The 13,164-nt window shown below is 69.9% G+C and carries 11 protein-coding genes; 5 read left to right on the top strand and 6 right to left on the bottom strand.

Translation table 11 applies throughout. The annotated features are described in order from the left end of the window. Positions 1 to 355 precede the first annotated feature (355 nt). Together AB0I10_RS07115 and AB0I10_RS07110 are read left to right on the top strand one after the other, a co-directional pair. Positions 356 to 1,975: a UvrD-helicase domain-containing protein gene (locus AB0I10_RS07115; RefSeq protein WP_363151301.1), complete on the top strand. Its 1,620-nt coding sequence runs from the start codon at positions 356 to 358 to the stop codon at positions 1,973 to 1,975. 46 nt (positions 1,976 to 2,021) lie between these two features. Continuing rightward, a complete protein-coding gene (locus tag AB0I10_RS07110; RefSeq protein WP_363151300.1) occupies positions 2,022 to 2,336 on the top strand; it encodes a DUF6343 family protein in 315 nt (104 codons plus the stop codon). Between the two features lie 194 nt (positions 2,337 to 2,530). On the opposite strand, the gene AB0I10_RS07105 is transcribed toward AB0I10_RS07110, so the two are convergent. The 4 genes from AB0I10_RS07105 to AB0I10_RS07090 form a co-directional block, all read right to left on the bottom strand. Next, positions 2,531 to 2,914 carry a tetratricopeptide repeat protein gene (locus AB0I10_RS07105; RefSeq protein ID WP_363151299.1) on the bottom strand — a complete coding sequence of 128 codons (384 nt, stop codon included), beginning with the start codon at positions 2,912 to 2,914 and terminating at the stop codon, positions 2,531 to 2,533. A 152-nt stretch (positions 2,915 to 3,066) separates the two neighbouring features. Continuing rightward, positions 3,067 to 3,447 carry a cupin domain-containing protein gene (locus tag AB0I10_RS07100; protein WP_363151298.1) on the bottom strand — a complete coding sequence of 127 codons (381 nt, stop codon included), beginning with the start codon at positions 3,445 to 3,447 and terminating at the stop codon, positions 3,067 to 3,069. 23 nt (positions 3,448 to 3,470) lie between these two features. Continuing rightward, positions 3,471 to 4,061: a dephospho-CoA kinase gene (gene coaE, locus AB0I10_RS07095; RefSeq protein WP_363151297.1), complete on the bottom strand. Its 591-nt coding sequence runs from the start codon at positions 4,059 to 4,061 to the stop codon at positions 3,471 to 3,473. 224 nt (positions 4,062 to 4,285) lie between these two features. Next, a complete protein-coding gene (locus AB0I10_RS07090) occupies positions 4,286 to 5,233 on the bottom strand; it encodes a PAC2 family protein (protein ID WP_363151296.1) in 948 nt (315 codons plus the stop codon). Positions 5,234 to 5,646: 413 nt separating this feature from the next. Here AB0I10_RS07090 and AB0I10_RS07085 point away from each other — a divergent pair, with 413 nt between their 5' ends. After that, positions 5,647 to 6,624, top strand: coding sequence for a sheath polysaccharide-degrading enzyme (locus AB0I10_RS07085; protein WP_363151295.1), 978 nt, complete (start codon positions 5,647 to 5,649; stop codon positions 6,622 to 6,624). Between the two features lie 132 nt (positions 6,625 to 6,756). Here the strand turns inward: AB0I10_RS07085 and rpsA are convergent, their stop codons facing one another. Further along, entirely contained in the window at positions 6,757 to 8,274 is a 1,518-nt protein-coding gene (rpsA, locus tag AB0I10_RS07080) for a 30S ribosomal protein S1 (protein ID WP_363151294.1), read from the bottom strand. Between the two features lie 369 nt (positions 8,275 to 8,643). Between rpsA and AB0I10_RS07075 the strand changes: the two genes are divergently transcribed. Further along, the gene (locus AB0I10_RS07075) at positions 8,644 to 9,462 is read left to right on the top strand and encodes a methyltransferase domain-containing protein (protein ID WP_363151293.1); all 819 of its coding nucleotides are present in this window, start codon (positions 8,644 to 8,646) and stop codon (positions 9,460 to 9,462) included. A gap of 52 nt (positions 9,463 to 9,514) precedes the next feature. Continuing rightward, positions 9,515 to 12,133, top strand: coding sequence for an ATP-dependent helicase HrpB (gene hrpB / locus AB0I10_RS07070; protein ID WP_363151292.1), 2,619 nt, complete (start codon positions 9,515 to 9,517; stop codon positions 12,131 to 12,133). A gap of 22 nt (positions 12,134 to 12,155) precedes the next feature. Here the strand turns inward: hrpB and AB0I10_RS07065 are convergent, their stop codons facing one another. Then, a complete protein-coding gene (locus AB0I10_RS07065; protein WP_363151291.1) occupies positions 12,156 to 13,160 on the bottom strand; it encodes a DUF3068 domain-containing protein in 1,005 nt (334 codons plus the stop codon). Between the last annotated feature and the right edge of the window lie 4 nt (positions 13,161 to 13,164).

Raw genomic sequence — 13,164 nt, 5'->3', positions numbered from 1 at the left:
GGTCGTGCGCACTGCCCCTCTCGCGTCGCGCTCGGCGGCCGACGCCACCTTCGCCGCTGCTGCTGTGCCACACCCCGAAGTGATGCCCATGCTGTCCGCCCCCTGCGTCCGTCCGGCCGTCGGCGGCGGTCCCGCCGCAGCGACCCTGCGTGAGATCGATGGAAGCAGACGGCACTGACAATGCTTCCCGCACGCCGTCTGCCGCTGGTCGCCGACGGCTTGTTCAGCCATCTCAGACCTGGCGGACCGGAGTTATCCACAGGCCGCAGATCACCTCTCGACATCCCTCCACATTCCATTACAGTGAGTGACGGAATCACTCTCAGTGATCATTCGATGTCGTTGAGGAGCTCTCATGCACAACCCCACAGCCGAGCAGACCGCCGCTTCCGACGCCTTCCGAGCCGGCTCGCATCTCGTGATCCAGGCCGGTGCCGGCACGGGCAAGACGACCACCCTCGCGATGCTCGCGCACGAAGCACGGCGGCAGGGCCGGATCGGTCGATATATCGCCTTCAACAGAGCCATCGCGCGCGACGCCACTCGCGCCTTCCCCACCGAGGTGGTCTGCGGAACCGCCCACGCCCTCGCGTACACCGCGGTCGGCAGAAAGTACGCGGCACGGATGCACGCGCCCCGGCAAGCGGGCTGGAGAACAGGCGCCGCCCTGGGCATCGACGACGGGATGTCCGTGCACATCGGAACGCGCAAGGTCAACAACAAGGCGCTCTCCTACGCGGCTCTGCGCACGGTCACCCGGTTCTGCCAGTCGGCCGACACAGAGATCGCGCGCCATCACGTCCCACCGTTACGCGGAGCCGAATCGGAGCCCATGCACGATCAACTCGCCGGCCTCGTCCTCCCCTACGCACGCAAGGCCTGGGCCGATCTGCAACATCCGGACCATGGCGTCGTCCGCTTCGAGCACGACCACTACCTCAAGATGTGGGCCCTGCGAGAGCCGGTCGTCCCCGGGGATTTCCTGCTTCTGGACGAAGCCCAGGACACCAACCCCGTGGTCGAGCAGGTCTTCACGGCGCAGCGCGACCACGCTCAGCTGGTGCTGGTCGGGGACTCCGCCCAGGCGATCTACGGCTGGCGTGGCGCGCGCGATGTCATGACCGGATTCGACGGCCGACAGCTCAGCCTCTCCCGCTCCTTCCGCTTCGGGCCGACGCTGGCGGCCGAGGCCAACCGCTGGCTCACGATCGTCGGCGGACCGATCCGGCTCACGGGATCGCCTCTGCTGGAGACGGAGTTGAGCACGGTCCGCGAGCCACAGGCGATCCTGTGCCGGTCGAGCGTCGGGGCGATGGTGGAGGTGATACGGCAGCTGGAGGCAGGCCGCCGGGTCGCGCTCGCCGGCGGCGGCGAGGCACTGAGCGCACTGGCACGGGCGGCTCACGACCTTGAGGCCGGTCGCCGCACCTCCCACCCGGAACTGATGCTCTTCGAGACCTGGGCGGAACTGCGGGAATACGCGGAGTTCGACCCGGCCGGGCGCGACCTGCTGCCGCTGGTGGAACTGGTCGACGAGCACGGCACGGAAGCCCTGCTCCGTGCCCTGGCCCGGCTCTCACCCGAGGAAGCGGCGGCGGTGACCGTGTCCACGGCGCATCGGGCGAAGGGCCGTGAGTGGGCAAGCGTGCGCATCGCGGACGATTTCACAGGCCCCGACGATCTCGACGAGCACGACGAGGACGGCACACCGCTCCCCGGGGCGATCGATATCGACGAGGCGCGCTTGGCATACGTCGCCGTGACACGGGCCCGGTCACGACTCGACATCGGCGGACTGTCGTGGATCAACACACATCCGGCGGGCGACCCCCGCCCCATCGAAGCGAAGCCCGAGCAGCGAACCGACGAATGCGATCGCGATCACGGGAGTGGCAGCGCAGCGACCAGGGCCGATGGCTGGAGCGGCGCACATCCCGTTGCGGCGAGTGCGCAATCAACACGGAGCGACAGGTGACCGCCTCGTCGATCGGGAGGATCCTGGAGGTGGGAGATGGGTGCCGATGCGTACGGGAAATGAACCCCTTCAAGCACGCAGCCCTCTGAGGATGCGCTGTGGGCTGGCGCTGTTCGGGTTGCTGTGGGCCATCGCCGGAACCGTGGCCTTCGTGATGGCAGGCCGACCGGAATGGGCAGCGGCGTGCGCCGCCCTGGCGGCGGTGGCGGTCACCGACCTGGCCATGGTGATTCGGCACATGCGCCAGGGGCCGCACTACCAGCCGGGCAGGGACATACCGCCCTACGAGCCCGATCGGGGTCGGAACGAAGCCTTCCGCAGAGGCAACGCGGGCTACGGGAGACGGCGAAGCCTGCCCTAGCGACGCAGGGAGCAGAGAGAACCGAGTCGGCAGTCCGGCTGCGGCCGTGCATAACGCGTCCCGAGCGAAGCTAGCTCGCTCTGGTGCGGCCGGCCGGCAGCAGCGAGGCACAACCGTCGATCAACAGCACCTGTCAGTCAACAGCAGCAGAGGTCAACAGCGGCAGAGGTCAGTCAGCGATCAGCAGTTAGTCGTCAGCTCTCGCCGTTGCCCGTGTCGCGGGCGAAGCGGGCAGCTTGGATGAAGTCCGGGCGCGGCTCCAGGGCAGCGGCCAGGCGGAAGTGACGTAGCGCCTCTTCGGGGCGGTTGGCGCGCTCCAGGGTGCGGCCGAGCGCGAAGTGCGCGAAGGCGTTGTCCGGCTCGCGTTCCAGCACGATCTGGAACTCAAGCTCCGCAGGCCGTAGTTGAGCGGAGAGGAAGAAGGCGCGGGCGCGCAGCAGCCGGGCCGCGGTGTTCTCGGGGTGTGCGGCGATGACCGAGTCGAGAAGCCGGATCGCACCCCGTGGGTCGCGGGCCGCCAGCAGATGCTCCGCGGCTCGGAAGTCGATGACATGGGTCTCGGGGGTGCGCTCGGGCACGGCCGTCTCCTCTCCCTCGCCGTCCGGGCAGCATCGGCCGCCCGCCGTACGGCGTCACGTGCGGCACAACAATCCCGACGCCCACCGCATTCCGCCCAGCGGCAAGGCGGCCCCGATCTGCTGCGGATCCGCAGGTGCCACACCACCCACCCCTACGAGCTGATGTGGTACGCCTTGCGCAACGTCTCGTGCACGGTCCACTGCGTGCGGTCGCCCTCGCGCAGGACACAGGCGTCGCCCGGTCCCACCTCAAGCACCGGGCCGCCCTCGACTTCGATCGTGGCGCGGCCGCTGACGACCACGAACAGCTCGTTGGCCTCGGTGTCCATCACCACGCCGGGCGTGATTTGCCAGATGCCGCGGATCTGCCGGCCGTCCGGCGACTCCCACAGCACCTTGCCCGTCACCACGGGCTCCCCGGAGACGATCTGGTCAGGGTCCAGGGGTTCCGGCTCCAGCTCTGCGTCCGCGATGCCGGGAATGTTGACGACGAAGGACTCGGGGGCCTTGGAGTCGAGATCGGTAGCGCTCATGGCGGCGAGGGTACCGCCCGGCCTCACGCGCCTCGCAGGCGCTCCCATACCGCGCGGACCTGAGGTTCCAGTGCCTCCAGAGGTCCGTCGTTGTCGATGACGAGGTCCGCGACGGCCAGTCGCTGTTCGCGGGTCGCCTGGGCAGCCATCCGGGCCTTTGCCTCGTCCTCCGCCATTCCGCGCAGCCGGACCAGCCGCTCCAACTGGGTCTCCGGTGCGGCGTCGATGACGATGACCAGGTCGTAGAGCGGTGCCAGGCCGTTCTCCGCCAGCAGCGGCACATCGTGCACCACCACCGCGTCCGGCCCGGCCGACGCCTCCAGTTCGGCCGAGCGTGTGCCGACCAGTGGATGCACGATCGCGTTCAGCGCCTTGAGCTTCTCCGGGTCGGCGAAGACGATCCCACCGAGTTTCGGCCGGTCCAGGCTGCCGTCCGGAGTGAGTACGCCGTCCCCGAACTCGTCTACCACTGCCGCCAGTCCGGGAGTCCCCGGCTCCACGACCTCGCGTGCGATCCTGTCCGCGTCCACGATCACCGCGCCGTACGACGCCAGCAACCGCGAGACCTCGCTCTTGCCCGCGCCGATTCCGCCGGTCAGCCCCACCTTCACCATGGGCCCACGCTATACGGTCCGCAGAGCGCCGACCTCAGCCACTTCGCCAACGCCAGCAATCCAGCAGCCAGCCAAACCCAGTGGCGCCCCGGCAATCCCAGTTGTGGCGCGGCAACTCCGGCGCCCTGCCCGACTGGCCGGACCGTAAAGACAGCCAAGACCCGCCAAGACCCGCCAAGACCGCCAGGACCACGAAACCGGAGCCGCCCCCCAACCGGCTCAGATCACGCCCCGCCCCCATCCCCCTCCCGCTCCGCCAGGAAGCGCTCGAACTCCCTGCCGATCTCGTCGGCCGAGGGAAGTTCCACCGGCTCGGCCACCAGGTTCCCCCTGGTTTCGGCGCCCGCTACCGCGTCGTACTGGTGCTCCAGCCCGCTGACCAGCGCGACCAGCTCCTCGTCGCCCTCCGAGATCTGTCGTTCGATCTCCTCCTGCGTCCGCAGCGCCTCCGTACGGAGCGAATGCGCCGCGCCGGGAAGCACCAGGCCGGTCGCGGCCGTCACGGCCTCCAGGACCGTGAGCGCGGCATCCGGATACACGGACCGGGCGATGTAGTGCGGCACATGCGCCGCCACGCCCAGGACGTCGTGTCCCGCCTCGGCCAGCCGGAACTCGATCAGCGCCTCCGCGCTGCCGGGCACCTGCGCCTCGTCGAAGAGGCTGGCGTGCCCGGGCATCAGGTCGGTGCGGTTGCCGTGCGGGGTGATGCCTACAGGGCGGGTGTGCGGCACGCCCATCGGAATGCCGTGGAAGTTGACCGAGAGCCGCACGCCGAGCCGCTCCACCATCTGACGCACCGCGGCCGAGAAGCGCTCCCACTCCACGTCCGGCTCGGGGCCGGACAGCAGCAGGAAGGGCGCCCCCGTCGCATCCTCGACGAGCCTCAGCGTGATGCTGGGCGTCTCGTAACTGGTCCAGCGGTGCTTGTCGAAGGTGAGCAGCGGGCGGCGCGCGCGGTAGTCGATCAGCCGGTCGTGGTCGAAGCGGGCGATGACGCGGTGCGTCAGGCCGTCCAGTAGCCGTTCCACGATCTGGTCGCCGGTCTCGCCGGCGTCGATATAGCCGTCGAAGTGGTACAGCAGCACCAGCCCGGCGGAGTCCCTGGCCGCGATGGCCTCAACCGCCGCGAGCCCGCTCGGCTCCCATTCGTACAACCCGTGGGGATCCAACACAGTGTCCGCTCCTCCTCATGTCCGTGTGCAAGAACGCCCTGCGTCGCCCCCGCATTCCCGAGCAGTGCTTACGGTCCTGCAGCGCCGCCTCCAAGCGCCTGCCGCAGAGACGAGATCCCGCCACGTTTATGAGTGACAGCCGCGCCGCCTCACCGGACGTCCTGACCCCGCGCCCCGCCCCAGGCCCCGTAACAGCAGCACAGCAACGGAGGAACCGGTTCATACCACTGAACGGTAGCGAACAGCACTGAACAGTCTTGCTCCGTAAGCGAGTTACGGCTATCGCCCACACGTCCACCCCTCCCCCGAAACCAGCGCAATACCTTGACGCCCCCTCGACCGTGCCTCTAGCTTCACGACCACTCTGGCGATTCACACTTCCGCCCAACGTTCATATATGGAAAGGCAGTTGAATGCGTACCGGATCCCTCCTGACCGTGTCGGCCGCCACGCTGCTGGCAGCCGGTACCGTCCTCACCGTCACGACCACGGCGATAGGCGCGTCCGCGCCCTCCCCCACCCGGGTCATCGACGTGTCGACACCGGCCCAGCTCAAGAACGCGCTCGCCGCCGCCAAGCCCGGCGACACCATCCAGCTCGCCGACGGCACCTACAACGGCAACTTCAAGACCTCCGCCGCCGGCAGCTCCGCGTCCCGGATCACCCTCACCGGCTCACCGAAGGCCGTACTCACCGCGGGCGGCGGCTATGGGCTGCACCTGAACGGCGCCTCGTACTGGACCGTCAAAGGGATCACGGTCACCGGCGGCCAGAAGGGCATCATGATGGATGCCTCGAACGGTGTCGTCATCGACTCCGTCCATGACCTGGACATGGAGGGTGTGCACTTCCGCAAGTCCAGCAAGGACGGAGTCATCAAGAACTCCACCATCCGCGACACCGGCAAGGACGGCAGCGGCATGGGCGAGGGGGTGTATGTCGGCAGCGCGGGCGGGACCGACGACAAGAGCGACAACATCCAGATCCTCGACAACACCATCGGCCCCGGTGTCGGCGGAGAGAACATCGACATCAAGGAAGGCACGACCGGCGCGAAGATCAGCGGTAATACGTTCGACGGCAGCGGGCTGACCGGAGCCAACTTCGACGACTCCTGGGTCGACGTGAAGGGCAATGACGTCGTCGTCGAGAACAACACCGGCGGCCACACCACCAACAACGGCTACGAGACCCACAGTCAGCAGTCGGGCTGGGGCTGCGGCGCCGTCTTCCGTGGCAACAAGTCCGATCTGAGCGATGCGACGGGCACCGGCCGCTACGGGTTCAACATCACCAACTACGACGCGTCGGACTGTCCGGTCACCATCGCCGGCGACAACACCGTCACCGGCGGCCGCGGCACCGCCAACCCGGGTGTGCCGGTGGGCTGACACTGGCCCGCCAACCCGGAAACTCCCCAGTCCCAAGGCCCTGCCACGCCGTCCCGCACACGACGAAGGCCCGCTCCCCCCAAGAGGGAACGGGCCTTCGCCTATCGGCTAGTGCCTAGCGGTGTGAGCCGTTCAGCTCTGGCCGCCGGCCAGCTTCTCGCGGAGCGCGGCCAGGGCCTCGTCCGACGCCAGGGCGCCGGAGTTGTCCGCCGACTCCGAGGAGTACGAGCCGCCGGAGACGTTGCCGCCACCAGCGTTGCCGCCGGCGGTCGCCGCGGGAGCCGCAGCACCCTCGGCCGCAGCCTGCTCGTCGGCCTCGCGGGACTTGATGACCTGGGCCTGGTGCTGCTCGAAGCGCTGCTGCGCCTCGGCGTACTGGTTCTCCCACGCCTCGCGCTGGGTCTCGTAGCCCTCGAGCCAGTCGTTGGTCTCGGGGTCGAAGCCCTCGGGGTAGATGTAGTTGCCCTGGTCGTCGTAGGACGCGGCCATGCCGTACAGGGTCGGGTCGAACTCGACCGTCGACGGGTCGGCACCGAAGGCCTCGTTGGCCTGCTTCAGCGAGAGGCTGATGCGACGGCGCTCGAGGTCGATGTCGATGACCTTGACGAAGATCTCGTCGTTGACCTGGACGACCTGCTCCGGGATCTCGACGTGGCGCTCGGCCAGCTCGGAGATGTGGACCAGGCCCTCGATGCCCTCGTCGACGCGCACGAACGCACCGAAGGGAACGAGCTTGGTGACCTTACCCGGGACGACCTGACCGATCTGGTGGGTCCGGGCGAACTGCTGCCACGGGTCTTCCTGGGTCGCCTTGAGCGACAGGGACACGCGCTCGCGGTCCATGTCGACGTCCAGGACCTCGACCGTGACCTCCTGGCCGACCTCGACGACCTCGGAGGGGTGGTCGATGTGCTTCCAGGACAGCTCGGAGACGTGCACCAGGCCGTCCACGCCACCCAGGTCCACGAAGGCACCGAAGTTGACGATGGAGGAGACGACGCCGGAGCGCACCTGGCCCTTCTGGAGGGTGGTGAGGAAGGTCTGGCGGACCTCGCTCTGGGTCTGCTCCAGCCAGGCACGGCGGGACAGGACCACGTTGTTGCGGTTCTTGTCCAGCTCGATGATCTTGGCCTCGAGCTCCTTGCCCACGTAGGGCTGGAGGTCGCGGACGCGGCGCATCTCGACCAGGGAGGCCGGGAGGAAGCCACGGAGGCCGATGTCGAGGATGAGACCACCCTTGACGACCTCGATGACGGTACCGGTGACGATCCCGTCCTCTTCCTTGATCTTCTCGATCGTGCCCCAGGCACGCTCGTACTGAGCGCGCTTCTTGGACAGGATGAGGCGGCCTTCCTTGTCCTCCTTCTGGAGGACCAGGGCCTCGATCTCGTCACCGACGGCGACGACCTCGTTGGGGTCGACGTCGTGCTTGATCGAGAGCTCGCGGCTCGGGATCACGCCTTCGGTCTTGTAACCGATGTCGAGCAGGACCTCGTCCCGGTCGACCTTCACGATGACGCCGTCGACGATGTCGCCGTCGTTGAAGTACTTGATCGTCTCGTCGATCGCGGCGAGGAAGGCTTCCTCGTTACCGATGTCGTTGACCGCAACCTGCGGGGTGGTGGCGGTGGTCTCGGTGCTGCTCGTCATGTGGGAAAGGGCTCCGGTGCGGACATTGAAGTCGTAGGTACTGCTACGCCGAGAGCCGGTATCGCCTCTGCATAAGCCAGACAGCATCAGGCGCACCCTCCGGAAGCCCCGCGAAAAACCGGAGCAACCCGAAACGCCTCGAAAACCGAGGGGACATACATACAGATGCGAGCGCGGCCTGCTCCGTCTGAGGCGCGCAGGCCCGCAGCGCAACTTGTAGCATACGGGGGCAGCCGGACACGGTCAATGCGCGAAGGCGCACACCAGGGGCAGAACGCCCCATAACCGGCACACGCGATGTTCCGCGAGGCGAATGGCCTCACAGTCCCTGCAGCGACAAGCACAGCGAAGACTACGACGACGGGCGCGATGAACCAAGACCAAGAGCCGGAGGCGACCCGACGTGACGCCTCGGACACCGAGAGCAGCCAGGCCAGTCGCGGCTGGTGGGACCGTAATGCGGACGAGTACCAGAGCGAGCACGGCGCGTTCCTCGGGGACGATCGTTTCGTCTGGGGCCCCGAAGGGCTGGATGAGGCGGAGGCCGGCCTGCTCGGTCCCGTGGCGGAGCTGAAGGGGAAGCGCGTCCTGGAGATCGGGGCCGGCGCGGCGCAGTGTTCCCGGTGGCTGGCGGCGCAGGGCGCGCGCCCGGTGGCGCTCGATCTCTCCCACCGGCAGCTGCAGCATGCGCTGCGGATCGCCGACGGGACGGACGCTGACGCCGAGCTGGTGGAGGCGGACGCCGGGGCGCTGCCGTTCCGGGACGGCGCCTTCGACCTCGCCTGCTCCGCGTATGGCGCGATTCCGTTCGTCGCCGATCCGGTACGGGTGCTGCGCGAGGTACGCCGGGTGCTGCGGCCGGGCGGCCGGTTCGTCTTCTCCGTCACCCACCCCATCCGCTGGGCCTTCCCCGACGAGCCCGGTCCCGAGGGCCTGTCGGTGGCGGCGTCCTACTTCGACCGCACGCCGTACGTCGAGCAGGACGAGACCGGGCAGGCGGTGTACGTGGAGCACCACCGGACGCTGGGCGACCGGGTGCGGGACGTGGTGGCCGCCGGGTTCCGGCTGGAGGATCTCGTCGAGCCGGAGTGGCCGGACTGGAACACCCAGGAGTGGGGCGGCTGGTCTCCGCTGCGGGGGAACCTGATTCCGGGGACGGCGATCTTCGTGTGTGCAGCGGGGGCGTAGCGAACGGTCGGCGGCAGGGCCGTTGTCAGTGGCGGGCGGCACACTTGGGGGCGTGATCGCCCGTGACGCCCTCGCCCAGCTGCCCGTACGTACCGCGCTGCCCGCGCTCCGCGAAGCCCTCGACAGGGCGGGTACCGCGGTGCTCTGCGCGCCGCCCGGCACCGGTAAGACGACGCTGGTGCCGCTGGAGCTCGCGGGTCTGACGGGCGAGGGGCCGGCGCGGCGGGTGCTCGTCGCCGAGCCGCGGCGGATCGCGGCCCGTGCCGCGGCGCGGCGGATGGCGTGGCTGGTGGGCGAGAAGGTCGGCGATTCGGTCGGGTTCACGGTGCGGGGCGAGCGGCGGGCCGGGCCCCGTACGGCCGTGGAAGTGGTGACCACCGGGGTGCTGCTGCAGCGGTTGCAGCGGGATCCGGAGCTGGCCGGTGTGGATGTGGTGGTGCTCGACGAGTGCCATGAGCGGCATCTGGACGCCGATACCTCCGCGGCCTTTCTCCTGGACGTACGGGAGACGCTGCGGCCGGAGCTGCGACTGGTGGCGGCGTCGGCGACGACGGATGCGGAGGGGTGGGCCCGGCTGCTGGGCGGTTCCGACGGGGCCGCGCCGGTGGTCGAGGCGGCGGGCGTGTCGCATCCCGTGGCCGTGGTGTGGTCGCCTCCGGAGCGGCCGGTGCGGCCGGCACATGGGATGCGGGTGGATCCGGCGCTGCTGACGCATGTTGCGGGGGTGGTGCGGCGCGCCCTGCGGGAGCAGTCGGGGGATGTGCTGTGTTTCCTCCCCGGTGTCGGGGAGATCGGGCGCGTCGCCGGGCAGTTGGCCGGGGTGGATGCCGAGGTGCTGCAGGTGCATGGGCGCGCGCCGGCCGAGGTGCAGGACGCGGTGCTGGCGGGCGGCGATGGCGTACGGCGGGTGGTGCTGGCTACGTCGGTGGCGGAGTCGAGCCTGACCGTGCCGGGCGTGCGCGTGGTCGTGGACAGCGGGCTGGCGCGGGTGCCGCGGATGGATCATGCGCGTGGGCTCAGTGCACTCACGACGGTACGGGCCTCGCAGGCGGCGACGCGTCAGCGGGCCGGGCGGGCGGGGCGCGAGGCGCCGGGTGTGGTCTATCGCTGCTGGTCGGAGGGCGAGGACGGGCGGCTGTCGCGTTTCCCTGATCCGGAGATCAAGGTCGCGGACCTGACGGCGTTCGCGCTTCAGGCGGCGTGCTGGGGGGATCCGGCGGCGACCGGGCTGGCCCTGCTGGATGCGCCGCCGGCGGGCGCGCTTGCCGCGGCGCGCGACGTACTGACGGCGGTCGGCGCGGTGGACGCGGACGGCCGGGCGACGGAGCGGGGCGTACGGATGGCGCGGCTTGGTCTGCATCCGCGGCTGGCCCGAGCGCTGTTGGACGGCGCGCGGGAGGTCGGTGTGCGGCGGGCCGCGGAGGTGGTGGCCTTGCTGAGCGAGGAGCCGCCGCGCGCGTACGGGGACGATCTGGCGGCCGCATGGCGTACGGCGCGGCGGGGCGGTGACGCGTACGCCGCCAGGTGGCGGCAGGAAGCGCGGCGGCTGTCGTCGGCAGCCGGGGATTCGGGGTCGCGCGGGGGTGCGGAAGCCAAGGTTTCCGGATCTGGCAGGGGCGCGGGAACGGGCGGTACGGCGGACGGCCGGGCTCCGAGCGACGACGTCGTCGCCGGGCTCATCGCCGCGCTTGCGTTCCCGGAGCGGGTGGCGCGTGCGCGCGGCGTGGGGAGTTATCTCATGGCGTCCGGGACCGGGGCCGAGCTGGCCGGGGCGGGGCCCGGTGCGGGGGCGCAGGCCGGGGACGCCTCGCGGCTGCGGGATGCGCCATGGCTGGCCATCGCGGTGGCGGACCGGCCGGTGGCGGCGGCGTCCGCGCGGGTGCGGCTCGCGGCGGTGATCGACGAGGAGACGGCGTGTGCCGCGGCGCGGGCGCTGTACTCCTCGGGCGAGGAGGTCCGCTGGTCGGGCGGGGATGTGGTGGCCAGGAGCGTGACGCGGCTGGGGGCGGTCGAGCTGGCGGCCCGGCCGCTGACCGCGCCTGATCCCGGTCTGTTGCGGGAGGCGGTGGCGTCGGGGCTGCGGCAGGAGGGCCTGGGGCTGCTGCGGTGGTCGGCGGGTGCCCTGTCGTTGCGGCAGCGGATGGCTTTTCTGCACCGGGAGTTGGGCGCGCCATGGCCCGATGTGTCGGATGCGGCGCTTCTGGAGCGGGCCGAGGAGTGGCTGGGGGTGGAGCTCGGGCGGGCGCGACGGCGTGCCGATCTTGCGCGGATCGACGCGGGGCAGGCGCTGGCCAGGCTCCTGCCGTGGGCGACCGGCGACGCGGCGCGGTTCGATGAGCTGGCGCCGGAGCGTATCGAGGTACCGAGTGGTTCGCGGGTGCGGGTGGACTACGGCGACGAGCAGCCGGTGCTGGCCGTCAAGCTGCAGGAGCTGTTCGGCAGGCAGGAGTCGCCACGGGTGGCTGACGGGCGGGTGCCGGTACTGGTGCATCTGCTGTCGCCCGCCGGGCGCCCGGCCGCCGTCACAGCCGATCTCGCGTCGTTCTGGCGGGACGGATACCGGTCCGTACGGGCGGAGTTGCGCGGCCGCTACCCCAAGCACCCGTGGCCGGAGGATCCTTCGACGGTCGAGGCGACGCGGTATACGACGGCCCGGCTCAAGCGGGGCTGACAACGGACAGCCGCAGATGGTGTCAGGCGGGTGCGGGCCGGGGTTCCGGTTCCGGGGTCCGGTCGTCGCGGCCGGAGCCGGTCCCGGGGCGGCGGCTGCGGGCTTCCAGGTGGAGGCTCAGTGCGAGCAGCGCGGCGCCGAGAAGCAGAAAGCCCCAGGGGAGGTAAGTCGTGAGCAGCAGGACGAGGCTTCGCTGGGATTTCACCAGGGCCACGGTGGAGTCGACGTAGTCGTCGCGGATCTTCACATGGCCGGCGAAGGCGGTGACCTTCCCGCCGCCGGGCAGCAGATCGCCGCCGCGCAGTTCCTCCCTGTGGATCTCCTCGCCGTTGACCGGCGCCCCGGTCACCGGGTCGACCCAGAACATCCGCTTGGTGGTGTACCAGCGGGTGGTTCCCATCTTTTCGACGGACTCCGGGGTGATGCCCTTGACCGGCATCTTCTTGGGGAGCGGGACCTTGGTCCAGGGGATGGTCTGCTCGAAGCGGTAGACCTCCAGGCCGCGGAACGTGCGGGTCCCTTTGTAGTGGATGGGGGCGGAGGTACGGGTCTGGGCGTCGAAGTAGGTGTAGTCGCGCCGCTCGGTGAGGAACGGCCACTTGTACTCGATGCCCTCGCGGCGGACCCGGTCGCCGTCGACCATCTCGCCGGTGGCGTGCACCGGCTCCTGGGAGTGCGCGTCGAAGATATAGCGCTCGGGGATCTCGGAGACCATCTTGCCGTCGGGTCCGGACACGTAGGACAGCGCGTCCCAGACGACGACATCGCGGCCCGCGGTCAACTCGATCCGGTCGGACTCGGCGACATTGCCCTTGAGGGTCTGCACGATGGTGACCTTGGGTACCCGCTTGGCCTTCATCGTCCCGTAGTCGATGAGGGTGGCGGGCTTCGCCTCCAGGACCATTTCCTGGTACTGGCTGGGCGGGATCTTGGCGAGCCGCGGGAAGGCGTACCAGCGCAGCAACGGGGACAGGGCGGTGAAGAAGACGGCGAAGGCGAGGAGGACGAGGCTGGCTTTGCGGCGCATGGCG

It is taken from the genome of Streptomyces sp. NPDC050636, assembly GCF_040654775.1.
Taxonomy (GTDB): domain Bacteria; phylum Actinomycetota; class Actinomycetes; order Streptomycetales; family Streptomycetaceae; genus Streptomyces.
This window is presented reverse-complemented; position numbering and strand designations above follow the sequence as displayed.